Genomic DNA, 22,009 nt, shown 5'->3' with positions numbered 1-22,009 from the left:
TGGAGGAGTGCCTGCTCTACGACGAGCGGCGCACGATTCTTTAGTGACCAGTCAGAGATCAGCTCTTGTTGCCAGGCGCGTAGATCTGATCGAAGATACCGCCATCCCCGAAGTGCGCGGCCTGCGCTTTGCCCCAGCCACCGAAGACCTCGTCAATCGTGAAGGTTTTGATCGGCCCGAACTGGCTCGCGTACTTCTCGGCAACCTTCGCATCACGCGGACGATAGAAGTTCTGAGCGGCGATTTCCTGGCCTTCGGGGCTATAGAGATGCTTCAAATAAGCCTCCGCAACCTCGCGCGTGCCGCGCTTGTCGACGACCTTGTCGACGACCGCGACGTTAGGTTCAGCGAGGATCGAGATCGACGGCGTGACGATCTCGAACTTGTCGGGGCCGAATTCCTTCAGCGAGAGATAGGCTTCGTTCTCCCAGGCCAGCAGAACGTCACCGATACCGCGTTCGACGAACGTCGTCGTCGATCCACGCGCGCCTGAGTCCAGGACCTTCGTGTGCTTATAAATATCGGCAACGAATGCCTTGGCCTTTTCCTCGCTGCCGCCGGGCTGCTTCAGCGCATATCCCCAGGCTGCGAGATAGTTCCAACGCGCACCGCCTGACGTCTTGGGGTTGGGCGTCACGATTTCGACGCCGTCCTTCACGAGGTCAGACCAATCCTTGATGCCCTTCGGGTTGCCCTTGCGAACCAGGAAAACGATGGTCGAGGTATAAGGAGCGGAGTTGTCGGCGAAGTGCTTGATCCAATCGGCTTTCACCAGGCCGCCATTCTTGTGAATTGCCTCGATGTCGGCAGCCAACGCCAGCGTCACGACATCGGCTTCGAGCCCGTCGATCACGGCTCGCGCTTGCTTACCCGATCCACCGTGCGATTGCTTGACGGTGACGTCATCACCTGTCTTCGCCTTCCAGAATTTCGAGAATTCCTTGTCGTAAGCTGCATAAAGCTCACGCGTCGGATCGTAGGACACGTTGAGCAGCGTGATGTCTTTTGCAAATGCGACCGGTGCCGGGCCTGCAAGGCCGGCGATGCCGAGGCCGAATGCAGCGACGAGCGCCGAACGGCGCGTTAGAGACGTGAAGGGCATATCAACCTCTCAAGATGTGTTAACCTGAGAGCAAGGGTATTTGCCGATCTCGCATCCGCGAACGAAGAAGAATTGCTGAGCTTATTAGAATGTCTGCTGCCTGCAATGGAATTACAAGCCGTCAGCATTCGCTAAAATTGCAATCTACGTCCGCCTGTGGACGCGCGATATTGCCCCACGACATCGTGGTCGATCCAAAATGCCGGAATTCGTGCACTTCCATTACAGCAGCGGAACGCGTTCGCAACCCGAACACCGTTCGCTTTCAGCCGCATCACTTGGTGCGGGGTTCAACGGTGTCTGCGGTGATCGTGTATCCGGCATCGGCCAAGCCGGTGAATGCGACCGTCGTGTTGATCTTTCCGGTTACGGTGACGGGATCGAACTGCCCGCCAACCTCGAAGCCTTTTTCCGTTTTCACGTAGATGATCTGGTTCGCGGGCGGCGGCGGCACGTGAATGCATGCTCCGACAAACGGCACCAATAGAAATTCCTTCACCGTCGTCGCGTCGAAATCGAGAGGCACGACATAGCCGCCGATCGAAACGCTCTGGCCGTCCAGTTCAGGAACGACTGCGGGCGGGCGATCATTTCCGGGCTGGCGGCGCTTGACCGACATGAACTGGCCTTCCGCGAGCGGCGGCGGCGGTGGACCATTATCCGGCGCCGGTGTCGATCCGCCGAAGAATGTTTTGCCGCGCAGCGCGTCAGTTGCGGACGCCGTCGCCTTTGGGATCAGGTCGGCCCATTTGAGTTTCCGAGCTGTGTCAGCGGCTGCCGAGGAGGCTGCACCGATGATTGCCGCGACGGCCAGCGCCGCCCGCAATCCTGTTCTGTGTCGTGCCGTCATGGTCTATCCCTCTCAACGCGACCCTGTTCGATCACGTTCTGATCATCATGCCGTCTGCAAGCGACAGCCGGTATGCTCTGAGCGCGGGCAGCAGCCCAGCGACGAATCCGGCGACGACGATCAGCGCAAGCTTCATCCATTCATCGACTCGTGGCGGGTCGATCGCGAGACTCAATCCGTAAGCGTGATCGATATAGGGCCGCGCGAAATACAGTCCAACGTAAAGTCCGACTGTGCCGAGCACGACACCCGCAAGCGTCAGCAGTCCGCCTTCCGCGGCCAGCAGACCGAGCACTGTTGCTGGCGTCGCACCGACGGAACGCAAGATCGCCATCTCTCGACGCCGTTCGTTCAACGTCGTCAGGATCATCGTCACCATGCCGAGAAGGGCCGTCACGACGACCATCGCCGACACAGCCGATAACGCCGTTTCCGCAGTGCCGATCAGACCCCATAGCTCCTGCAGCGCGACGCCCGGCATGATCGCAGACAGCGGTTCTTCCGAATAATTGTTGATGGCGCGCTGAATTTTAAATGTCGCTAGCTTCGAGTTGAGGCCAACCATCGCGGCGGTGATCGCCCGCGGCGTCAGATCCATCTTGCGCACCTCGTCGGGACTGACGCTTTGGCCAGGAACCGGTGCGCCGCTCTGCCAATCGATGTGAATGGCTTCGATGGCTTCGAGACTGACGTGCACGGTGCGATCGATCGGCGTTCCCGTTTTTGCGAGAATACCAGCGACGCGAAACGGCTTGTCGGCGTGCTCGACGAACGAGATGTTGCCGACGCCGTGCGCGATCACGATTTTGTCGCCGACCTTGTAGTGCAGCGTGTCGGCGACGTCTGAGCCGATGACGGCATCGAACAAATCCTTGAACGGGCCGCCTGCCGCGAAGCTCATGCTTTGGCCGCGGCGAAATTTGTAATGCGTGAAATAGTCCGAGTTGGTTCCGAGCACGCGAAAGCCGTGATGACTGTCACCCAGTGACAGCGGCACGATCCACGAGACTTCCGGCAGCTTCGCGATGTCCTCGTAACTTTTCCAGGTCACGTTGTTGGTCGCGTTGCCGATGCGGAAGACGGAATAAAGCAGCAGGTTCAGGCTGCCGCTGCGGGCGCCGACAATCAGATCGGTGCCCGAGATCGTATCGGCGAAACTCTGTCTGGCACCCGTGCGGACTTTCTCGACGCCGAGAAGAAGCATGACACTGACCGCGATGGCGAGCACCGTCAGCAGTGCCGTTACCCAGCGATTGCGGAGCGACTGAAGCGCGAGGCGCATGATCATTGCGAGCGCGCTCCTCGTGTTGCGACAGCGATATCATCAAGCCGCACGACGCGGTCGAAATAGCGCGCGAGGGTTTCGTCGTGGCTGACCATGATCACGCTCGCTCCCGCCGCACCGCTTTGCGCGAAAAGCAGATTCAAGAACGCGCCTTCCGTATTGCGATCCAGCGCGGATGTCGGTTCGTCAGCGACGATGATCTGCGGCGCGCCGATCAGAGCGCGCGCGGCTGCGACTCGCTGCTGTTGACCGACGCTCAAGTTCGCCGTTTTCGCGTTAGCGATGACCGTGCGGTCGATACCAAGCGTCGCAAGAAGCTCGGCCGCCACATCGTCGAGCGCGCCATCGGCGCGTGCGTGAGCTCGCCGCGTGCGTGAGAAGTGCAACGGCAGAAGCACGTTATCGATCAGCGATCCGTAGGGCAGCAGATTGAACATCTGAAAAATGATGCCGAAATGCTCGACGCGGAAGCGGTCGCGCGCGGCGCCACTCAGCCGCGCCATGTCCGTTCCGAGCACGTCGATCTTGCCTTTCCCGGGAACGACGATGCCGGCGAGCAGGCTTAGAAACGTGCTCTTGCCGCTACCCGATGGCCCGAGCAGCAGCAGCTTTTCTCCGCGCGCCAATTTGAAATCCGCGATTGCGAGCGTGAATGGCGACGGACCGGGCCAGGTGTACTCCACGTTCGCGAACGAAACAGCATCGGGAGAGCTAGCGCTCTCCCCCTGCCGTCCGACGTCGGCGGTCAGAATCTCGCTCATGCGCTACATCACGCCCGCGAGATCGAGCGTCGGCTTATCGCGTGTCATCTGTGCCTGCGTTTGACCTTTCGAGGTCGCAATGTTCACGTTCAGAAGTTGCGCGCCCGCGAAGTTCGTAAAATATGACGTCTCAAGACCGGTCACGCTTTCCGGCGCCTCGCACGTGATCGAGTAAGTTGCATGGAATTCAGAGTGCTCGGGCTCGCCTGGCTTATCATCGTCATCGTCTTTTTCGCCCGGATGATGCGTTTCCTTGCGGTTCTCGACGTTTGCGGAATCCGCCTTGCATTTTGCGGAGGCCGGAAGCTTGAAGACACTCAGAACGTCCGTCAACTTGGCCTTGCCTTTTTCGACCTCCGCCTTCTGCGCGTCGGTTGTCGGGACGTGTTCGAAGCCAACGATATCCATTCCAGGAACGACGAGTTCCATCGCGATCTTCTTGCCTTCGATTGCGATGTCGAGCGTGCCCTGTCCATGAACGTGCGGGCCGAGTTGTCTGTGTTCGGCCTCGTCCGCGACGGCGGGCAACGTCAGAACAAAAACTGCGGCCGCGAGGCCGGTAAGCGACTTCAACATGATGATCTCCAAAATCGTGATTGAGTGTTGCCATGCCCGGCATTTGCAGGCGGCCTTGAGGCCATGATCGCGATGAGCCGGGGGCTTAGCGGGTAGCGAGCGCGGCGCGTTAGCGAAGCGGGCTCGCCCTGCGAGCAACCTTCGTCAATGCTTATGCGCGTGCTGAAGCTGGCGGACCGCGCGCCTGGAAGTTATCGCGATGAATGACATCGACGACGCGCGTATCGTGCGGCTCGAAACGGGTGCCCGAGCGAAGTGGTGGACGCGTAAGCTCAGCCGCTGACGGCGGCTCCAACGAATTGTGGGCCATCGCGGCGGCCCAGCAGAGCACGCAATCATCGTGGGCGTGCCGGCCGCGATCGTGATCGCAGGGCCCCTTCGACGCGGGCGTGCAGAGACCCGCCGTCACGGCGCGCGCTGCGAAGTCCGATCGGCGATTAACCTCGTGGTGATGAAGCGCTGCAACAGCGATCTGCACGCTGAACGCCAGAAGCGTCAGCACGGCGAGCCCGAAGCGATTTCGCAGAATTTTCATTGCGGCGCGCAACTCTGTTCCTTGCCGTGAGTCACCCTTTCGTGTGTCACCATCGTGGCGAAAGGATCGTTTCACGGGGCGATAGACGCTTGGGCGACGAAGGCCGGAACAAAACGGCCTTACGAGCGATTGTAATGGTGAGAGATTCTGGCAGAATTTCGGAATAATATAAAGTATCAAACTGTGCCAATGAGGAGAGACTACGAATTTTTAAGGTTTTGGCGGCGCCGGCAGCCCGGCGGCGGCGAGTTGGCTCCTTCCAGAAAACACCTCCGGTTTCCCCTAACCATTCTTTTGCTTGTGGCCTGGTTCACGCTCGGGACTGTCTTGCTGAACAAGATCGATGGGCAGGCAAGGAGCACTCTCGAACTCGAAGCCCGGTTGCGCGCGTCGGCCGCAGCTGCGCTTCTCGATCAGGAACTCCGCAGTCTCGGCCAATTTATAGAGCGCTCGCAGGAGACTGCCAATCAGCGTGGTCGCGCAGCCACCTCAGCAGATCCGAATGCTCCAGATCTCCGTGTACGGCCTAAAGCGCTTGAAAATGGGCCGACTGTCATTGTGCCGGTCTCCGTCGAAGGCACGGATGCATCGATACTCGATGAGAAGACGCTTTCCGCCGCCAAGTCGACGCTCGCGGCGAATACGCCTCGGGTGATGTCGGCCATCGGTGCGGAAGGACGACGCAATCTCGTTCTGTGGCTCCCCTATTCGAGAGAGGGAAGCGATCGCGTGCTGTTGCAGGCTCGGCTTCCGGATTCTGCATTTCGAAGCTCGATGCAGATCATGGGCTCGCGAGGCAAGTGGGACATGAACGTAATCGATCCGAACGGAACGGTGCTGGCGAGCTACGGGTCCCAGGACAGTAAACAAGTCGCAATCAACAGCGCATCCGTGGGATTGTTTAACCTTTTCTCTGACGCTGACTTTTATGCGATGGGCACGTCCGAGCCGTCGTCATTCGGATTCCGTATTCGCGCCATGACGCCCTTCGCTCTTCTCGATGACCAGAGCCGGCGAAACTGGACCAGCTTCTTCATCGTTACGTGTGTTCTGACAGCGCTATCCTTGGCTATCGATAGACCGTTGTTTCTGAAACGCGTGAGCAAAACCGCAGATGGGCAATCCGAATTGGCTTTATCGACGCCACATCGCACAACGCCGTCCTGCGCAGAGGATCGCGTGAGGAAAACCGGAGAAGGTTCGCCGGACGTAAGGATGCGCCGCGGGCGAGGCCTCGACGAGGTGCGTCTGCATCAAGCGCTCGTTGCTGGCGGCATTTGCATCTGGGAGTGGCACCGTCCGGGCAACACGATTCAATGGGAGAATTCTCCCGCCACGCTGCTGCGGCTACCGAGAGATGCTCCGCCGCCCAGCGTGCGCGCACTTCTTCGGCGTACGTTTCCTCAGGAACGCCGCCGTCTGCTGCATTCGATCCGTATCGCTCTTGCAGATGGACGGCCGCTTTCGATCGACGTCAGGCTGACGTGCTTCGACGGCGAGCAGCGATGGATCGCGCTGCGCGCCAATGCGATCCGCGGTGAAGGATCGCAGGTGCTCGGGTTCGTCGGCACCGCGAACGACGTCACCGATCAGAAGCGCGGATTGTCGCGCACGGATACCCTGCTTCGCGAAGTCTCGCATCGTTCAAAGAACATGCTGGCGTTGATTCTCGCCATGGCGCGGCTCACGGCGCGCGACGCGGTCGACGTCAAATCGCACCTGAAAGAATTTGCCTTGCGCGTTGCAGGACTTTCGGCGTCGCAAGACCTGATCGTCGCGGCGGACTGGCAAAGCGTCGATTTTGCGAGGCTGGCGTCAGCAGAGATTGAAGCAGTCGCGCGCTCGGATGCGTCCCGCGTCAAGATTTCCGGACCTCCGCTGCTCGTCACGCCGGAAGCCGCGCAGACGCTCGGCATGATCGTGACCGAGCTGGCTTTGAATGCAGCAGCACACGGAGCACTTTCGGTCGCGTCGGGCGAAGTCACGCTGCAGTGGTCGTTTCCGAACGCTTCGACCATCCGGATCTCGTGGCGGGAAACGGGTGGGCCTCCCTACAACGTCGATCATGCGAAGGGATACAGTCTCTCGGTTATCGAACGCTTTTCAAGTCAAGGTCTAAAGCTCGATTCCTGCATAACGAGCGACGACGAAAGCATGACGTGGACGATGGAAGGTCCATTGGCGAATATCGGTATGCATTCGACGCCCCTTCCTGGCACCACGGCGCCGTCGCTTTCCGGGCCGAACACCGCGACGTGAAAATATTCTGCCGGGTATTCGCCGTCAGGCGGAACCGTGAAGTTGTCGCCGAGTTCTATTGTTGCGACCGTGCCCGTTACTCCCTCCCACTCCCCCGTGGCCCAAGGTACGGCGCGTCTTCTGAGCCCGCACGCTTCCCCCCGAGCGTCGCGGGCTCTTTATTTGCTTAATTGCGATTGTCCAATTGCGCGATCGGCTGCCGATTATGTCAGCAAACATCGGATTGTAAGGCGAAATGCGGAACTGCGTGCAAGCCTTCGACGTTTCATGCCCACAACGGAAAGTGGAGCTTCACGAATGGGCAATCTTCTGCATTACGCCATCGTCTTCCTCGTCGTTGCAATCGTTGCGGCGCTCCTCGGGTTCGGCGGCGTGGCCGGAACCGCGATGGAAGGTGCGCGCCTGCTGTTCTGGGTCGCGATCGTTCTGTTCGTCGTGGCGCTGATCGCGAACTTCGTGCGACGGGCCTGACCGGTTTCCAACTTTGCAACGCAAATGAACGCAAAAAGGGCGCAACGGTAAAATCCGCTGCGCCCTTACTATTTCGCCAGCTTGAATATCAGGCCGCGCGCTGGCCCGACTTCGTCGAGCGCAGTCCGAAGAATAGCGACTGGCTGATCATTGCCTTCACGACCGCTGGCTCAAAGGGCTTGGTGATGAGGAAGACCGGTTCGGGCTTGGTGCCCGTCAACAGGCGCTCTGGGAACGAGGTGATGAAGATCACCGGTACGCTGATCGTTTCGAGAATTTCATTCACGGCTTCCAGACCCGAACTTCCATCCGCGAGGTGGATATCGGCGAGGACCAGCGACGGCGCTTTCTTCGCGACTTCGGCGACCGCTTCCTTGTGCGTGCGTGCCACGCCTTGAACGCGATGACCGATGTCGACGACGAGCGCCTCGAGATCCATCGCGATCAGCGGCTCATCCTCGATGATGAGAACGTCGGCCGAAAGCTGTTCCGCGATTTCGGAGCCCGCCATCTGCAGGAGTTCAGTGATGTGCGCCGGGGTGCAATCGAGGATTTGCGCGGCTTCCGCAGTCGTAAATCCCTCGACGGACACGAGTAGGAAAGCCTGCCGTGGGAGTGGCGTTATCGATTCAAGCCGACGCTCCGGCAAGGATTTCTCGGATGCCGCCTGCTCGTCTCTCTCCTGATTGACGGGGATCGAATTCCAAACCTTCGTGAAAGCGCGATAGAGCGCTGCACGTGGCGACAGCGTCCGGTCAAATGAGCTTGAATCCGCAATCAGAGCCTCAAGCACGGCTGCAACGTAGTTGTCGCCCGAGTGCTGGCTGCCCGTCAAAGACCGTGCGTAACGGCGCAGATAAGGCAGATGCGGAGCGATGGATTCTGCGATCGACATGGTGAACCTCGCGCGTTCATGACTTCCAAATTTTGCGGGACTTGATGGTGGCAGCGCTGTCGTGGGCAGGAGCTAGCTGCGCACAACAGACTGCCCAAGCCGAACAAGACCCATAAATTCCGGATTGGATGTGAAATCCTCACCCGACTCGAGACCGAGTGCCTTGGTCAATGCGACCCTGGCTCGATTGACCCTGCTTTTGACCGTACCGACGGCCGCGCCGGTGATTTCGGCTGCTTCTTCATATGAAAAACCTTCTGCTCCTACGAGCAAGAGCACTTCCTTCTGGTCGTCACTCAAAACTCCAAATGCTTTTTTGAAGTCGATCAGGTCCATATGGATATGCTGGTCGGGCAAAATCGACATCCGTTCGGCAAGCGCGTTGTCTGCGTCTTCCACTTCGCGGCGACGTTTGCGCAGCTCCGAGAAATACGTGTTGCGCAAAATCGTGAACAGCCATGCCTTGAGATTGGAGCCTTTTTCAAAGCTCTCGAGATTGGTCCAGGCCTTGACGAGCGTATCCTGAACAAGATCGTCAGCACGCGTTGGATCGCCACATAACGAGTTCGCGAACGCTCGAAGGTTCGGAACAGAACCGATCAACAATGTCTGAAGGTCGTCCGTGGGCTTGGTCACGTTTTGCCCCCTTGACCTTGTTCCTGAGGAACGTCCGGGTTCTTGTCTTCCCGGTCTTTCAGCTGCTGCAGCAGATTGATGAAGCGGTCAGGAACCGGCTCGCTGATCAGCTCGTTGTAAGCTTCGCGCAGGCGCTGGCCGATCTGCCCTTGCAGCTCGGCTGGCAACTGCGTTTGTGACGGCGTTAATTCCCCCAGTTTGGAGGCACTGCTCGCGCCCATATTGAGAAACCCCTTGAATTCGGACCCATTCATGCGGTTGGAAGGCACCTCGGATCCACTGGTCGTCTAGACCTAAATGCGTGGATGCGAGAAAAAGTTCCGCAGCTTATCAAGGTCTGCCAACTTTTAAACTTTAGCGCTTTTTATCAATAAGTTACGAGGTTCACACGTCAACGACGTGAAGAAAGGAGCCGGTGGTCAACCCGCGACGGCTGCCGCGTTGGGTGAGGATGTTGCCGTCTGAATCGCGAAGATGGAATAGCGGCGCGTCGGGTGAAGATATGACGCTTGCGTAGTGAAATTCGTGTCCGGTCAGTTGATCGCCGGGGTTTCCGAGCACACATGGTTCGACGATTTCGGCTTTTCTGTAGCCGAGATTGAGCTTCCGTTTCGCGAAGGACGTCTCCAGTCCCAAAAGACCGATCATCTCGTGGCGCACGCCCGAGGCGTCGACGAGGCCGGTTCCAAGGGTCATGTAGCCACCGCACTCGCCGTGGACGGGTCGCGTCTCGGCGAACTTTCTCATCGCCGATTTTAACCGATCCGCGGCGGCCAAACGGCCTGCGTGTAGCTCGGGATAGCCGCCCGGCATCCAGATCACGTCCGCCGTCGCATCGGGGACTTCGTCGGCAAGCGGTGAGAACGGGACGATCTCCGCTCCTGCCTCACGCCAGGCGGCGAGCAAGTGCGGATAAACGAATGAGAACGCGGCGTCGCGCGCCAGCGCGATGCGCTGCCCCGGTGGACGGATCGTGACGGATGGACCGGAGTTCACGGAGCCAGGCTTTGCGAGTTCGACGATGCGCGCCATATCAACGTTGGCGTCGATGAAATCCGCAAGCGTCTCGAGGCGGCTCTCAAGCTCAGCCGTTTCCTCGGCTTGCACGAGCCCCAAGTGGCGCTCGGGCAGAACGAGGTTCGCCTCGCGCGGCAATGCTCCGACAACGGGCAATCCGACCGCCGTCAGTGCTTCCGACACGAAGCGGGTATGACGCGCGCTTCCGACGCGATTGAGAATGACGCCTGCGATTTCGACGCGATCGCGAAAGTTCATGAAGCCGCGCGCGACGGCGGCGGCCGTTTGGGATTGGCCCGAAACGTCGAGCACGAGGATCGCAGGCCAACCCGTCGCCGCAGCGAGATCCGAACTCGCGCCGTTGCCCCAATGTCCCGGCTGCACGACGCCGTCGTAGAAGCCCATCAAACCTTCCACGATCACGATATCGGCGCCGTTTGAAGCGTGTGAGAGAAGACCTGCCACGAGCGGCCAGCGCATCGCCCAGCTATCGACGTTGAAGGACTCGCGGCCGGCGGCGGCGACATGGAAAGCCGGGTCGATGTAATCCGGGCCGCATTTGAAAGGCTGCACGGAATGGCCGCGCCGTTTCAATGCGCGCAATAAGCCGAGCGTGACTGTCGTCTTGCCCGATCCCGATCGCGGTGCGCCGATGATCAAGCCAGGCGGGAGCGGTGATGTCTCAGACATGTTTCAATCCACATCAGCCGCCGCGAAACCGGCGCCGGTAATCGACGCTATAGAGCGCGCTTTCTCGGAAGTCCTCGCGCCCGAGCGCCTCGCCGATAAGAACCAGCGCGGTTCGCTCAACGGACATTTCGGACGCTTGCGCGACAATCGTCGCGAGAGTCCCTCGCACGGCATGCTCGTCGGGCCACGTCGCGCGATAGACGACGGCGGCCGGGCAATCGGCGCCATAGTACGGCAGCACGCGCTGCACGACATCCGCGATCGTGTGGATCGAGAGGTGCACGGCGAGCGTCGCACGCGTCGCTGCGAAGGCCTCGAGCGTTTCAGTTTCCGGCATCGACGATGCGCGGCCGGACGTGCGCGTCAGGACGACCGATTGCGCGACTTCGGGCAATGTCAACTCGCGCGCAAGTGCCGCCGACGCAGCTGCAAAAGCCGGAACGCCAGGCGTGATCGTGTATGGAATTTTCAGTTGATCGAGGCGACGCAGCTGCTCGCCGAGCGCGCTCCATATCGAGAGATCGCCGGAATGCAAACGCGCCACGTCCTTGCCTTCGCCGGTTGCCTTCTCGATGCGGGCGACGATTTCGTCGAGCGTCATCGGCGCGGTGTCGACGATCTCCGCTCCGGCCGGACAGTGAGTGAGAAGCGCTTGCGGCACCAGCGATCCGGCATAGAGGCAGACCGCCGAGCGCGCGATCAAATCGCGGCCGCGTATGGTAATGAGATCGGCGGCGCCCGGACCTGCTCCGATAAAATGCACTGTCATTGCGGGCTTTCTTTCGTATCGGCGGATCTGGCCGCTGCGACTGTCACGTTGCCGATGATGCGTCTCGCAGCGATCAATTTCGAGCTCGGGCCTGCGGCTGCGAGCGCTGACGCTTCAGCGATCGAGGCGACGCCGTAGAGCGCGAGCGATGGTTCCGAGCGCGTACGGCAATCGTCATTTCTGGCTCGCAGATCCGCAAGCGGCAATGCGCGATGTGCAAGCGACTGCCGCGAAGCGGCCGTTTGCAGCAGCGGGCGAAACGGCGCGTCTTCGAATGTCGCGACGACATCGCCTCCGGTTTCGGCACGAATGCTTGCGAGAGCTGAGGCAAAGTCCTCGTCTCGCGCTTTGCTGTTGGCGCCGATACCAATAGCGATCATGCCTCGGCCCCCGGCTTGCGGCTGACCCACTGAATTATCGGCAGCGCGGGCCGCCATGTCATGCGCTTGCCGAGCGGTCCGGCGCGCTCGACAGCGAACCGCGTCAGCGTTCCGCCGTGTGCATGGTAGGCCGCGAGCACGCCGAGCTCCGATTCGAGCGTCACACTGTTGACGACGATGCGGCCACCCGGCTTCAGCGCGTTCCAGCACGTATCGATCAGTTCGCGGAAAGCCGAGCCGCTGCCGATGAAAATTGCGTCGGGTGAAGGCAAGCCGTCGAGCGCGTCCGGTGCGGAGCCTTTGCGGATATCGAGTTGCGGAACGCCGAGCGCGATGGCATTGCGTACGGCGCGGGCCGCGCGCGTCTCGTCTCGCTCGATGCCGATGGCGCGGTTGGCGGGATGTGCGAGCATCCATTCGATGCCCACCGATCCGCTGCCCGCGCCGATGTCCCACAAAAGTTCGCCCGCGCCGGGTTGCAGCGACGACAGCGTCACCGCGCGCACCTCGCGCTTGGTCAACTGTCCGTCGTTCTCGAAGTATGTGTCCGGCAAGCCCGCAGCGTAAGGGATCGGCATCGCTTCGGGACCAGCTCCGACATCGATGGCGATCACGTTCAACGGATTGACGTCAGTCAGCGCGAATGCTTCCGCCGTCGTCGAACGAATGCGCTCGCGCGGACCGCCGAGCGCTTCGAGGACGCTGATCGCACTCGGGCCATATCCCGCCGACGTCAGCAATTTCGCGACCTCGCCCGGCGTCTCGCCATTCAACGCGAGCGCCAAGATCTTGCGTCCGTGCTGCACGTGGCGACGCAGAAGCGGCGTCAAGCCACGCATGTTGAGGCCGAGCGTCACCGTATCCTGCAGCGCCCACCCGAGCCGTGACGCAGCGAGCGAAAAACTCGACGGCGACGTGACGACCAGCATCTCGTCGATTGGAATCGTGCGCGTCAGCGTGACGCCCGCGCCGAACCAGAACGGATCGCCGGAGACGAGCACGGCGACCGGCTTGCCGCGCCGCGCCAATATATCCTGGCTCGTCGCATCGAGCGGCGTGCGCCATTGCATCTTCGCGCCGCGTGTGTCGCCGACCAGCGCGAGATGGCGTTCGCCGCCAACGATCAACTCGGCGGAGTCGATCAGCGCGTTTGCGGCCGCGCCGAGGCCCGCGCGGCCGTCTTCACCAATGCCGATGATGGACAACCAGCGCCCGCTCATGGCATGGGGCTTTCATCATGGACGCGACGACACAGAAACCGCTCAAGCTGCTTCTGCTCGGAGGAACGAGCGAGGCCACGCGCCTTGCGAAAGCCCTGGCGCAGATGCCCGGCGTCGCCGCCGTGCTGTCGCTCGCCGGACGAACAAGCAAGGCTGCTCCGAGCCCCGTTCCGGTTCGTGTGGGCGGCTTCGGCGGTGTCGATGGGCTCGCGCATTATCTGGTTCAGAACGGCGTCGACATCGTCATCGATGCGACGCATCCGTTCGCGGCTCAAATCAGCAACAACGCGATCGCGGCTTGCACGAAGGCGAAGGTGCCGTTGCTCGCAATCGAACGGCCGCCCTGGCAGCGGACTGATCGCGATATTTGGATCGAGCATGCGACCGTCGAGGATGCGATCGCGGCTTTGCCCGACGCTCCGAGCACCGTCTTCTCGGCGCTCGGCCGCTCGGCGATCCCTTTGCTTTGCGCGAAACCGCAGCATCGTTACGTCATCCGTGTCGTCGATCCGAGCGCGCCGCCCGCGGAGCTGCCGGAGGCCGTCATCATTTCTGCACGCGGCCCGTTCCGGACGGAAGACGATATCGCTTTGTTTCGTGAATATCGGATTGCGCGTGTGCTGGCGAAGAACTCCGGCGGGGATGCGGCGTACTCGAAAATCGCGGCGGCGCGCGCATTGCAGTTGCCCGTCCATATCGTGAAGCGGCCGGACATCGCGAAACGGCATACCGTCACGACAAGCGACGAGGCGCTGTCCTGGATCGCGCATCATCATGCGACCCGCACGAAACGCGGCGTGTAAACCCATGTGCGGCCGTGGCTGCCTTGTACGGCGCGCGTCGACGGCGAGCCGACGAGGACGACCGTGCGCATGTCGCATGTCGCCTTCGCGGCGTCGGCTAATGTCGTGATCTCGATCGACTCGTCGGCGCGGCCAACGGCACGCGCAAACGCGACAATGGTTTCCGGCGCGCGGATCGTGCTCAGGATCCGGAACGCTTCCTGGATTTGATCGGGCCGAGCTTTCGAGGCCGGATTATAAAGTGCGATGACGAAATCCGCTTCCGCCGCAAGCCGCAGGCGTTTCTCGATCGTCGCCCAAGGCTTCAGATTGTCCGAGAGCGAAATGGCGCAGAAGTCGTGGCCCAATGGCGCGCCGATGCGCGCTGCCGCCGCCAGCATTGCGGTGACGCCCGGCTCGACACGAATGTCGATATCGTTCGCCAGATCCGGCGCATTGTCGACGGCTTCGAACACTGCTGCGGCCATTGCGAAGACGCCGGGATCGCCGCCGGAAACGACGACGACGCGTTTGCCGGACGATGCGATTTCGAGAGCCCGCTTGGCGCGCGCAAGCTCCTCGCGATTGTCGGAGGCTTCGAAGACTTGCCCGCGGCGCGGCGTCAATCGTGCAAGATAGCTCTCATAACCGAGCACGACGTCAGCGGTCGAGACGGTTGCATCGGCGGCGGGCGTAATCCATTCGGACGGGCCTGGCCCCAATCCGACGATCGTCAATTGTCCGTTCATGCGATGCGCCGTCCTCGCCCGCCGGGCAAAAGAATGATCGAGAAATAGGGCACGGCGCAGTCTTCGAGTTCCGCGAGCGGCACGACCCGTTCGCCCTGCATCGTTCCGCGTTCGACATAGATCGCGTCTGCGGCACGGCCTGCGTCGTGCAGCGCGCGCTTGATCTTATCGATGTTGTGGCCGACCTTCATGATCACCGCGGCGTCGGCCGTCCTCAGATGCGACGCAAGAGCGGCGCCGTCGAGCGTTCCGGGCAGGACCATCAGGATATCATCGCCGTAGGTGATCGGAGCGGCCGCCGCCGTCCAGCATCCCGACATGCCCGTGATGCCCGGAACGACACGAACGGGGTAAGCGCTTCTGATGCGGTCGTACATGTGAAGGAACGAGCCGTAGAAAAATGGATCGCCTTCGCAGAGCAGCGCAACGTCGCGCCCTTCGGCGAGATGCTGCATGATTGCCTGCGCGCTCGCCGTGTAGAAATCGCGGATCGCATCGACGTAGGCGTCTTCGCGGAAATCGATTTCGGTCGTCACCGGATATTCGAATGCGGCTTCGCTCGCCTCGCCGTTCAAGTGCGGCGCGGCGATGGTCCAAGCATGACCCGCCCGGCCCTTCTTGCGAAAATGCGCGATGACCGGCGCGGTTTTCAGGATGCGCGCGGCTTTCAGCGTCACGAGGTCAGGGTCTCCCGGACCAAGACCGACGCCATACAATGTTCCCGTCGGATTGACCGTCATTCGGCCTCGCTTGCAAGCGCATTGACGGCGGCAGCGGCCATCGCGCTTCCGCCTTTGCGGCCTTTGATGATCGCGAACGGGACACGGCCGTCGGCCGCAAGCGTGTCTTTCGATTCCGCCGCGCCGACGAAACCGACCGGCATTCCGATGACGGCCGCCGGTTTCGGAACACCCTCGTCAAGCATTTCGAAGAGCCGGAAGAGCGCGGTCGGCGCATTGCCGACGACGACGAGCGAACCGGTGAGATGCGGACGCCAAAGCTCCATCGCGGCTGCCGTTCGCGTGTTGCCGATTTCCGCTGCGATCTCTGGAACGCGCGGATCGCGCAACGTGCAGATGACGTCGTTCTTTGCCGGAAGGCGGGCGCGCGTCACGCCGTCCGCGACCATCATCGAGTCGCAAAGAATCGGAGCGCCGTTCTTCAGCGCCATTGATGCGGACGCCGCGAAGGTCGGCGACATGACAAGGTCGCGCACGATATCGACCATGCCGCAGGCATGCACGATGCGAACCGCGACGCGCTCTTCCTCGGGTGAGAGACCGGCAAGATCAGCTTCCGCGCGGATGATCGCAAACGACCGCGCATAGATCGCAGCGCCGTCGCGAATGTAGTCTTGGGTCGTCTTGGTGCTCGTCATCGGGCATGCTCGATAAGGTAACGGGCCACAGCGGATTCGATGTCTGCAGGACTTACGGCTGCGAGGGCGACGCGGCCTGCCGGTCCGTCATCACAGATCAGGTCGTAACGGCCATCGCGCGCGACGAGTGTCAATGCGGCGGCTCCGCGCCGCGCACACCCTTTTTCGCAGCCCGAAACATGGACCGATGGTAAAAGTGCTTGGCTGCGGAGGCGATCGGCGATGCGGCGGGCGTCCTGCCGGGTATCCGTCGTCGCGTTCGCGCATCCGTGTGAGCCGGGGCAGACGTCGAAAAAGAGGCGCGGATCGTCCGGCTCCGTGATCAAGCCGAGGCGTTCTGCTTCCGTCAGGACCTCGTGGCGTCGTGTATCGTCCGCGACCGGAAAGACGAGAACGCGCTGCGGGCTCGTGCGGGCGACCTCGGCTCCGGTCTGAGAAGCGGCGGCACACAAAGCTTGCAGCTGATGCGCATCTATGCGTCCGAATGGAAGTCCGACGCCAACGGCAAAAATCTGTCCGCTGTGTTTGTGCGCGCCGACCGGTGGAACCGGAAGGGAATCCGGCGCGACGGCGGGGAGCATTTCCGACTCCAGGCCCGCAGCCGCATAGAGCGTTGCGCTGCCGCTGCGCGCAACCGCATCTTTCATCCGCGAGATGAACTGATCACGGATGCGAAGCTCAAGGAAGACCGCCGCGAGCCGTGTAACGGCTTCGACAACATGGTTCGACGGCAACCGCACGCCAATTTCCGCAGCGCCATCGAGAAACACCGCATAGGTGTCGTGGGCGATCGACGACACCATGATGTCGGTCGCGCGATCGCCGACGCGCATATCCCTTGTGGCGGAAAAGCTCCAACCGAACTTCGCCGGCAGTTGCCAGAACATGCTGTTCGTCAGCAGAACCTTTTCGAGCGCGGCGGCCAGAGGCTGGACGTCGGCGCGTGCCGGATCCATGCCGCTCAGCGGATCGACGATGATATTGCGGATCGCTTCGGCGCCTTCATCGGCATCGATCAGACCGGTTTCGCTCAGCGCCACCAGCGCTTGCGAATGGCTTGCGGTGGTGAGGCCGCGCAATTGCAGATTGCCGCGATTTGTCAAATCGATTTCGCCGGAGCCGAACTGAGCGGCGACTTTCGCGATCGTCAGCAAATCCGCGAGGCGCAGCGTTCCGACGCGCGGCCTGACCCGCAATATCAGACCGTCGCCCGACTGCATCGGCCGCAACGCACCCGGACACCAGCCTTTGCGCAATGACGACCGCGATGTCATTCTGCGGCCTCCTGCGAGGACGGATTACGCACGCCGATGTCGTTGCGGCGCGGATGCCAGAGGCCGCGCGCGATGGCGTCGTCGAAGCGGCGGCGCATCGCATCGATCGCAGCGGGGTTCTCGCGCGCGATGAATGCGGCGACGGCAGGATCGCCGAGATAAGCCTGATACAGCCGTTCGAATGCGCCATCATCGACAGCCTTCGCCGTTGCCGCAAAGGCGAACGCGGCATCGACACTCTGCGCCATTTCGGCGGCGCCGCGAAAGCCGTGCCGCATCTGGCCATCGATCCAGCGCGAATTCGCGGCGCGCCCGTGCACGACGCGGGCGCATTCCTCGGCGAGCGTGCGAACATGCGGCGCGTCGGGCGTGCCGGTGTCGCTGTGATAGAGGGAGACTTTGTCGTTTCCGACGGAGGCAGCAGCGGCCGCGAAGCCGCCCTCATGCGCCGCGAAATCGCCGCCTGTCAGCAAATCGATCTCGCGATGATCCTGGATGTGCACGAAGGCGTCGGCGCTTTTTACGCGCGATTCAAAATCGCCTTTCGCAGCTTCGGAGGTGCCGTCGGCGTTGTAGGTATGCGCGGAGCTTTCGATGTAGGACGCGCCGAGGTCGGATTGGGTGTTCCACGTCCCGCGATCGATCAACTGCATGACGCCGGCGCCGAAACTGCCGTCTGCGGGTCCGAAAATCCGATCCAGGCGCGGCGCGATCTTCGCACATTCGATGAGAGGGTTGTCGCCTGCGTCTTCTTTAAGTTGGGCGACGAGCGCGACGGCCGAGTCGAACAGCGCGAGCTGCGCGCCGAACATGTCGCGGAACAGCCCTGATATCCTGAGCGTGACGTCGACGCGCGGCCGCCCGAGTTCCGCAATCGATTCTGTTTCGACGCCGGTGACGCGATAGGAACGCTCGTCCCACGCAGGACGCACACCGAGCAATGCCAGCGCCGTCGCAAGTTCTTCGCCGCCCGTGCGCAGCGTGGCGCTGCCCCAGAGGTCGAGCACAATCGCGCGCGGCCACTCGCCGTGGTCGGAGACATAGCGTTCGAGGATCGCCTTGGCAGCGCGCTTGCCGTTCGCCCACGCGGTCGGTGTCGGCACGGCACGCGGATCGACGCTGAAGAGATTGCGCCCGGTCGGCAGAACGTCGGATCGACCGCGACTTGGTGCGCCTGCGGGCCCTGGCTCGATGAACTTGCCGTCGAGCGCGCGGACGATGGCATCGAGCTCGATATCGTCGAGCACGTGCAGACCGTCGCGAATGCTCAGCTCCTTCACGTCGCAAAGAAACGCGTCGATGCGCATCAGCGCGTCGGCCGTTGGCATGCCCGAGGTCAAGCCGCAATGCTCGGCAATTCCGGCGCGCACGGCGGCATCGACGATCTGCTCCGACAAGGCTTTCCTGCGGCGCGGATCGAGGCCGTCTGCTGACGAGAACTCATCAACGAGACGTTCGACGTCGCTCAAGGGGCCGGAAATTCCGGCCTCCGTCATCGGCGGCGGCTTATGTCCGAGCGTGATCGCAGCGATGCGCCGCTTGGCTTGCGCGGCCTCGCCCGGATCGTTGACGATGAATGGGTAGACGAGCGGCAGAGATCCGAGGATCGCACGCGGCGCACAGGCCTCGCTTGCGGCGATGGCTTTGCCGGGTAGCCACTCGAGCGTGCCGTGCGCGCCGAGATGCATCAACGCATCGATCTTCGCGACGTGACGCAACCAAAGATAAAACGCGACGTAGCTGTGGCGCGGCGGCGTTGACGGATCGTGATACTCCGCCTTGCGGTCCTGCGGCTGTCCGCGTTCGGGCTGCAATCCGACGATCACGTTACCGAACAGAGCGGCGCGAAATGCGAATGCGCCGTTCACGCAGGATGCGTCCGTCTGGGGCGCACCCCATGCCGACGTGACCAAATCGCGAAAGCCTTGCGGCAAGTTTTGAAATGCGGTCTTGTAGTCTTCGAGCGGCCAGCGGATTTGATTTGTCTCGGCGAGGCTTTCGACCACGTCCCGTGCCGATCGTGGCGCGTCGGTTATGCCATAGCCATCGTTCAGCAAGCGCGAGAGGATGCGCTGCGTGCTTTCAAAGCCGTCAAGTCCGACGGCGTGCGCAATCTGGTCCGGCCGTCCGGGATAGGTCGACAGAAGCAAGCCGACGCGGCGCGCGCTCCGGGGCATTGCACGGAGATGCACCCATGCGGCTGCGAGGTCCGTGACGTGCGCGATGCCATGATCATAGGGCGCATGCTTCAGAAGCGAGACGCCCGTGTCGTTGACAGTCTCGTCGGGCTCCTTGAACGAGACGACCCCGGCGAACAGCCGACCATCGAGTTCGGGCAGCACGACATGCATCGCCAGATCAGATGCGCTGGCGCCACGTTGCGAGCGGTCCCACAGCGTCCGCGACGCATTCGTCAGTGCAACCTGCAAGATCGGACAGTCGGCGGCGTCGAGCGGTGACGTGTGATCGCCGTCGCGCGCGGCAAAGGCCGTGGCGTTGATGATGACGTCGGGTGTGATGTTCATCAGTTCGTTTCGGAGCCAGTCGGCGGCATCCGGCGCCTTGAGGCTCGGAACGAACATCGCCGTCACCGCGAGCCCGCGTTGCTCCAAGGCATCGGCAATCGCATCGATGGGCGCAACGTCGCCTGCCAGCAGATGCGATCGATAGAAGACGATAACGGCGGAGCCGCGTGCGAACCTTTGCGGGCTTTCGCGATAGACGCCGTAAGCGGGTATCGCGCGAACGCGCGGCAAAGCCTCGGTGCTGCCACCGGCACGCGCCAATACGGAGGTGAGCGCCGCACGCGTATTCTCGATGCCGCCTTCGTCGAGCAGAGCTTCGAGATTGGCCAAGTCATCGGCGGGAAGTGTCGAGAGCGCCGCGAGACGCAAGTCCGGCCGTCCGTCGCCGGGAACGATCGCCAACGCGATGCCAAGCTCGCGGCAGCGCTTGCTCAGTTGCTCGCCGCCGTAGCGCCAATAGTCGAGGCCGCCGAGCAACCGCACGAGAACGGCCTTCGAACCATTCACCGTCGCGTCGATGAAAAGATCGACGGACATCGGATGGCGAAGCGCGCTTAAGTTGACGACGCGCAAGCTTGGCCGCTGTGCTTCGGGCACGTCGCGGAATGCGGCGGCGGCCATCGCCAAATCCGAATCCGAAAATGAGAGAACCAGAATGTCCGCGGGCGAGAGCCCGAGGTCCTGCACGGCGGCAGCCTCGTCAAGCTCTCGTGCCTCGCGGACAACGATGTGCATCAGCTCTCGCCTGTCAGCGTGCGAACGATGGCGTCGCGGTCGAGACCCTTTTGTCCGATGACGACGAGGCGGCCGACGCGCGCTTCATCGGGATGCCAGGCGCGCTCGTAACGCGTATCGACGCGCTCGCCGACGCCTTGCAGCAGCAGCCGCATCGGTTTGCCGCCGATCGCCGCGTAGCCTTTGACGCGCAGAACGTCGTGGGCGTTGGCGACGGCCTTGGCGCGCGATGCGAGATCGTCCGGTGTTGCGACTTCCGGCACGTCGACGATGAAGGTTTCGAAGTCGTCGTGATCGTGCTCGGCTTCATTGTCGTGATGCGAGGGACGCGCCGCGAGGTCGTCCTCGGCGGCAGCCGACAATCCGAGGAGGACGCCCGCAGGCACCTGCCCTTCGCGCGCGGCGACGATTTTGATGGCGCGCGGAATGCTGCGCTTGATTTCGTCCGACAGCGTTTTGACGTCGTCGTCCGACAACAAGTCGGCCTTGTTCAGCACAACGAGATCCGCGCAGAGCAGCTGATCCTCGTACACTTCTTCCAACGGGTTTTCGTGGTCGACTGAAGGGTCGGCTGCTCGCTGCGCCGCGACCTTCTCCGGATCGTCGACGAAGCGGCCTGCCTTGACGGCCGGTCCATCGACGACCGTCACCACGCCATCGACGGTTACGCGATTGCGGATATCGGGCCACTCGAATGCCTTGACCAGCGGCTTCGGTAGCGCGAGGCCCGACGTTTCGATGATGATGTGCTCGGGCGCGGGCTGGCGCGACAGCAGCGCTTCGAGCGTCGGAATGAAGTCGTCGGCGACGGTGCAGCAGATGCAGCCGTTGGTCAGCTCGACGATGTTTTCTTCCGGACAGTTCTTGATGCCGCACGAACGCAGGATCGTGCCATCAACGCCGACGTCGCCGAACTCGTTGACGATCAGCGCGAGGCGGCGGCCTTCGGCAGTTTCAATGGCGTGACGGACAAGCGTGGTTTTGCCTGCGCCGAGAAAACCCGTAACGATGGTGACTGGAACTTTACGTGCGGACATTCAGTGCTCCCGATGCAAACTTTCAAACTGAGAACGGCGGCGCATGCGCGAGGCCGCGCGGCGACTTCAGATTTCGCCGCCTA

The 22,009-nt window shown here is 61.9% G+C and carries 22 protein-coding genes; 3 read left to right on the top strand and 19 right to left on the bottom strand.

The window, feature by feature from the left end:
- Positions 1-58 precede the first annotated feature (58 nt).
- The 6 genes from HYPGJ_RS15850 to HYPGJ_RS15825 all read right to left on the bottom strand — a co-directional run bounded on the left by HYPGJ_RS15850 (position 59) and on the right by HYPGJ_RS15825 (position 5,109).
- Positions 59-1,102: a sulfate ABC transporter substrate-binding protein gene (locus HYPGJ_RS15850; RefSeq protein WP_046847974.1), complete on the bottom strand. Its 1,044-nt coding sequence runs from the start codon at positions 1,100-1,102 to the stop codon at positions 59-61.
- A 274-nt stretch (positions 1,103-1,376) separates the two neighbouring features.
- Complete coding sequence (locus HYPGJ_RS15845) at positions 1,377-1,952, bottom strand: DUF3299 domain-containing protein (RefSeq protein WP_046847973.1); 576 nt, start codon at positions 1,950-1,952, stop codon at positions 1,377-1,379.
- Positions 1,953-1,983: 31 nt separating this feature from the next.
- Positions 1,984-3,240, bottom strand: a complete 1,257-nt coding sequence (locus HYPGJ_RS15840) for an ABC transporter permease (protein WP_046847972.1) — start codon at positions 3,238-3,240, stop codon at positions 1,984-1,986.
- Complete coding sequence (locus HYPGJ_RS15835) at positions 3,237-3,998, bottom strand: ABC transporter ATP-binding protein (RefSeq protein ID WP_046847971.1); 762 nt, start codon at positions 3,996-3,998, stop codon at positions 3,237-3,239. The genes HYPGJ_RS15840 and HYPGJ_RS15835 overlap by 4 nt, the downstream gene beginning before the upstream one ends.
- A 3-nt stretch (positions 3,999-4,001) precedes the next feature.
- Positions 4,002-4,574 (bottom strand): DUF2796 domain-containing protein, encoded by a 573-nt coding sequence (locus tag HYPGJ_RS15830; RefSeq protein ID WP_046848482.1) that lies wholly within the window; start codon positions 4,572-4,574, stop codon positions 4,002-4,004.
- A gap of 151 nt (positions 4,575-4,725) precedes the next feature.
- On the bottom strand, positions 4,726-5,109 hold the full coding sequence (locus HYPGJ_RS15825; RefSeq protein WP_046847970.1) for a hypothetical protein: 384 nt from the start codon (positions 5,107-5,109) through the stop codon (positions 4,726-4,728).
- Between the two features lie 327 nt (positions 5,110-5,436).
- Here HYPGJ_RS15825 and HYPGJ_RS15820 point away from each other — a divergent pair, with 327 nt between their 5' ends.
- Positions 5,437-7,368, top strand: coding sequence for a sensor histidine kinase (locus HYPGJ_RS15820; RefSeq protein WP_244466189.1), 1,932 nt, complete (start codon positions 5,437-5,439; stop codon positions 7,366-7,368).
- Between the two features lie 297 nt (positions 7,369-7,665).
- Positions 7,666-7,839, top strand: coding sequence for a DUF1328 domain-containing protein (locus tag HYPGJ_RS18580; RefSeq protein ID WP_046847968.1), 174 nt, complete (start codon positions 7,666-7,668; stop codon positions 7,837-7,839).
- Between the two features lie 88 nt (positions 7,840-7,927).
- Here HYPGJ_RS18580 and HYPGJ_RS15810 read toward each other — a convergent pair whose 3' ends face one another.
- The 7 genes from HYPGJ_RS15810 to HYPGJ_RS15780 all read right to left on the bottom strand — a co-directional run bounded on the left by HYPGJ_RS15810 (position 7,928) and on the right by HYPGJ_RS15780 (position 13,446).
- Positions 7,928-8,734: a response regulator gene (locus HYPGJ_RS15810; protein WP_046847967.1), complete on the bottom strand. Its 807-nt coding sequence runs from the start codon at positions 8,732-8,734 to the stop codon at positions 7,928-7,930.
- Between the two features lie 72 nt (positions 8,735-8,806).
- Positions 8,807-9,370, bottom strand: a complete 564-nt coding sequence (locus HYPGJ_RS15805; RefSeq protein ID WP_046847966.1) for a sigma-70 family RNA polymerase sigma factor — start codon at positions 9,368-9,370, stop codon at positions 8,807-8,809.
- Positions 9,367-9,624 (bottom strand): NepR family anti-sigma factor, encoded by a 258-nt coding sequence (locus HYPGJ_RS15800; RefSeq protein ID WP_083984194.1) that lies wholly within the window; start codon positions 9,622-9,624, stop codon positions 9,367-9,369. The genes HYPGJ_RS15805 and HYPGJ_RS15800 overlap by 4 nt, the downstream gene beginning before the upstream one ends.
- 130 nt (positions 9,625-9,754) lie before the next feature.
- Positions 9,755-11,077 (bottom strand): cobyrinate a,c-diamide synthase, encoded by a 1,323-nt coding sequence (locus HYPGJ_RS15795; protein ID WP_046847964.1) that lies wholly within the window; start codon positions 11,075-11,077, stop codon positions 9,755-9,757.
- 13 nt (positions 11,078-11,090) lie between these two features.
- Positions 11,091-11,846: a precorrin-4 C(11)-methyltransferase gene (gene cobM / locus HYPGJ_RS15790; RefSeq protein WP_046847963.1), complete on the bottom strand. Its 756-nt coding sequence runs from the start codon at positions 11,844-11,846 to the stop codon at positions 11,091-11,093.
- Entirely contained in the window at positions 11,843-12,226 is a 384-nt protein-coding gene (locus HYPGJ_RS15785) for a cobalamin biosynthesis protein (protein ID WP_046847962.1), read from the bottom strand. The genes cobM and HYPGJ_RS15785 overlap by 4 nt, the downstream gene beginning before the upstream one ends.
- A complete protein-coding gene (locus HYPGJ_RS15780) occupies positions 12,223-13,446 on the bottom strand; it encodes a bifunctional cobalt-precorrin-7 (C(5))-methyltransferase/cobalt-precorrin-6B (C(15))-methyltransferase (protein WP_046847961.1) in 1,224 nt (407 codons plus the stop codon). Before HYPGJ_RS15780 ends, HYPGJ_RS15785 begins: the two co-directional genes overlap by 4 nt.
- Before the next feature lie 17 nt (positions 13,447-13,463).
- Here HYPGJ_RS15780 and HYPGJ_RS15775 point away from each other — a divergent pair, with 17 nt between their 5' ends.
- A complete protein-coding gene (locus HYPGJ_RS15775; RefSeq protein WP_046847960.1) occupies positions 13,464-14,249 on the top strand; it encodes a cobalt-precorrin-6A reductase in 786 nt (261 codons plus the stop codon).
- Here HYPGJ_RS15775 and cobJ read toward each other — a convergent pair.
- The 6 genes from cobJ to cobW are packed head-to-tail and all read right to left on the bottom strand — an operon-like array spanning position 14,219 to position 21,926.
- Positions 14,219-14,977 (bottom strand): precorrin-3B C(17)-methyltransferase, encoded by a 759-nt coding sequence (gene cobJ, locus HYPGJ_RS15770; protein WP_046847959.1) that lies wholly within the window; start codon positions 14,975-14,977, stop codon positions 14,219-14,221. The two genes, HYPGJ_RS15775 and cobJ, sit on opposite strands and share 31 nt — an antisense overlap.
- Entirely contained in the window at positions 14,974-15,717 is a 744-nt protein-coding gene (locus HYPGJ_RS15765) for a precorrin-2 C(20)-methyltransferase (protein ID WP_046847958.1), read from the bottom strand. The genes cobJ and HYPGJ_RS15765 overlap by 4 nt, the downstream gene beginning before the upstream one ends.
- Entirely contained in the window at positions 15,714-16,355 is a 642-nt protein-coding gene (locus HYPGJ_RS15760; protein ID WP_046847957.1) for a precorrin-8X methylmutase, read from the bottom strand. The genes HYPGJ_RS15765 and HYPGJ_RS15760 overlap by 4 nt, the downstream gene beginning before the upstream one ends.
- Complete coding sequence (cobG, locus tag HYPGJ_RS15755; protein WP_046847956.1) at positions 16,352-17,629, bottom strand: precorrin-3B synthase; 1,278 nt, start codon at positions 17,627-17,629, stop codon at positions 16,352-16,354. Before cobG ends, HYPGJ_RS15760 begins: the two co-directional genes overlap by 4 nt.
- Complete coding sequence (gene cobN, locus HYPGJ_RS15750; protein ID WP_046847955.1) at positions 17,626-20,889, bottom strand: cobaltochelatase subunit CobN; 3,264 nt, start codon at positions 20,887-20,889, stop codon at positions 17,626-17,628. The genes cobG and cobN overlap by 4 nt, the downstream gene beginning before the upstream one ends.
- Entirely contained in the window at positions 20,889-21,926 is a 1,038-nt protein-coding gene (gene cobW / locus HYPGJ_RS15745; RefSeq protein WP_046847954.1) for a cobalamin biosynthesis protein CobW, read from the bottom strand. Before cobW ends, cobN begins: the two co-directional genes overlap by 1 nt.
- Between the last annotated feature and the right edge of the window lie 83 nt (positions 21,927-22,009).

Source organism: Hyphomicrobium sp. GJ21 (assembly GCF_001006785.1).
Classification (GTDB): domain Bacteria; phylum Pseudomonadota; class Alphaproteobacteria; order Rhizobiales; family Hyphomicrobiaceae; genus Hyphomicrobium_B.
The sequence above is the reverse complement of the archived record's forward strand: the minus strand, read 5'-3'. Positions and strand labels throughout refer to the sequence as shown.

Bases quoted from the DNA above. Each gene is read 5' to 3' on its own strand.
- HYPGJ_RS15850 (WP_046847974.1), bottom strand. From the start codon at position 1,102: ATGCCCTTCACGTCTCTAACGCGCCGTTCGGCGCTCGTCGCTGCATTC.
- HYPGJ_RS15845 (WP_046847973.1), bottom strand. From the start codon at position 1,952: ATGACGGCACGACACAGAACAGGATTGCGGGCGGCGCTGGCCGTCGCG.
- HYPGJ_RS15840 (WP_046847972.1), bottom strand. From the start codon at position 3,240: ATGATCATGCGCCTCGCGCTTCAGTCGCTCCGCAATCGCTGGGTAACG.
- HYPGJ_RS15835 (WP_046847971.1), bottom strand. From the start codon at position 3,998: ATGAGCGAGATTCTGACCGCCGACGTCGGACGGCAGGGGGAGAGCGCT.
- HYPGJ_RS15830 (WP_046848482.1), bottom strand. From the start codon at position 4,574: ATGTTGAAGTCGCTTACCGGCCTCGCGGCCGCAGTTTTTGTTCTGACG.
- HYPGJ_RS15825 (WP_046847970.1), bottom strand. From the start codon at position 5,109: ATGAAAATTCTGCGAAATCGCTTCGGGCTCGCCGTGCTGACGCTTCTG.
- HYPGJ_RS18580 (WP_046847968.1), top strand. From the start codon at position 7,666: ATGGGCAATCTTCTGCATTACGCCATCGTCTTCCTCGTCGTTGCAATC.
- HYPGJ_RS15810 (WP_046847967.1), bottom strand. From the start codon at position 8,734: ATGTCGATCGCAGAATCCATCGCTCCGCATCTGCCTTATCTGCGCCGT.
- HYPGJ_RS15800 (WP_083984194.1), bottom strand. From the start codon at position 9,624: ATGAATGGGTCCGAATTCAAGGGGTTTCTCAATATGGGCGCGAGCAGT.
- HYPGJ_RS15795 (WP_046847964.1), bottom strand. From the start codon at position 11,077: ATGTCTGAGACATCACCGCTCCCGCCTGGCTTGATCATCGGCGCACCG.
- cobM (WP_046847963.1), bottom strand. From the start codon at position 11,846: ATGACAGTGCATTTTATCGGAGCAGGTCCGGGCGCCGCCGATCTCATT.
- HYPGJ_RS15785 (WP_046847962.1), bottom strand. From the start codon at position 12,226: ATGATCGCTATTGGTATCGGCGCCAACAGCAAAGCGCGAGACGAGGAC.
- HYPGJ_RS15780 (WP_046847961.1), bottom strand. From the start codon at position 13,446: ATGAGCGGGCGCTGGTTGTCCATCATCGGCATTGGTGAAGACGGCCGC.
- HYPGJ_RS15775 (WP_046847960.1), top strand. From the start codon at position 13,464: ATGGACGCGACGACACAGAAACCGCTCAAGCTGCTTCTGCTCGGAGGA.
- cobJ (WP_046847959.1), bottom strand. From the start codon at position 14,977: ATGAACGGACAATTGACGATCGTCGGATTGGGGCCAGGCCCGTCCGAA.
- HYPGJ_RS15765 (WP_046847958.1), bottom strand. From the start codon at position 15,717: ATGACGGTCAATCCGACGGGAACATTGTATGGCGTCGGTCTTGGTCCG.
- HYPGJ_RS15760 (WP_046847957.1), bottom strand. From the start codon at position 16,355: ATGACGAGCACCAAGACGACCCAAGACTACATTCGCGACGGCGCTGCG.
- cobG (WP_046847956.1), bottom strand. From the start codon at position 17,629: ATGACATCGCGGTCGTCATTGCGCAAAGGCTGGTGTCCGGGTGCGTTG.
- cobN (WP_046847955.1), bottom strand. From the start codon at position 20,889: ATGCACATCGTTGTCCGCGAGGCACGAGAGCTTGACGAGGCTGCCGCC.
- cobW (WP_046847954.1), bottom strand. From the start codon at position 21,926: ATGTCCGCACGTAAAGTTCCAGTCACCATCGTTACGGGTTTTCTCGGC.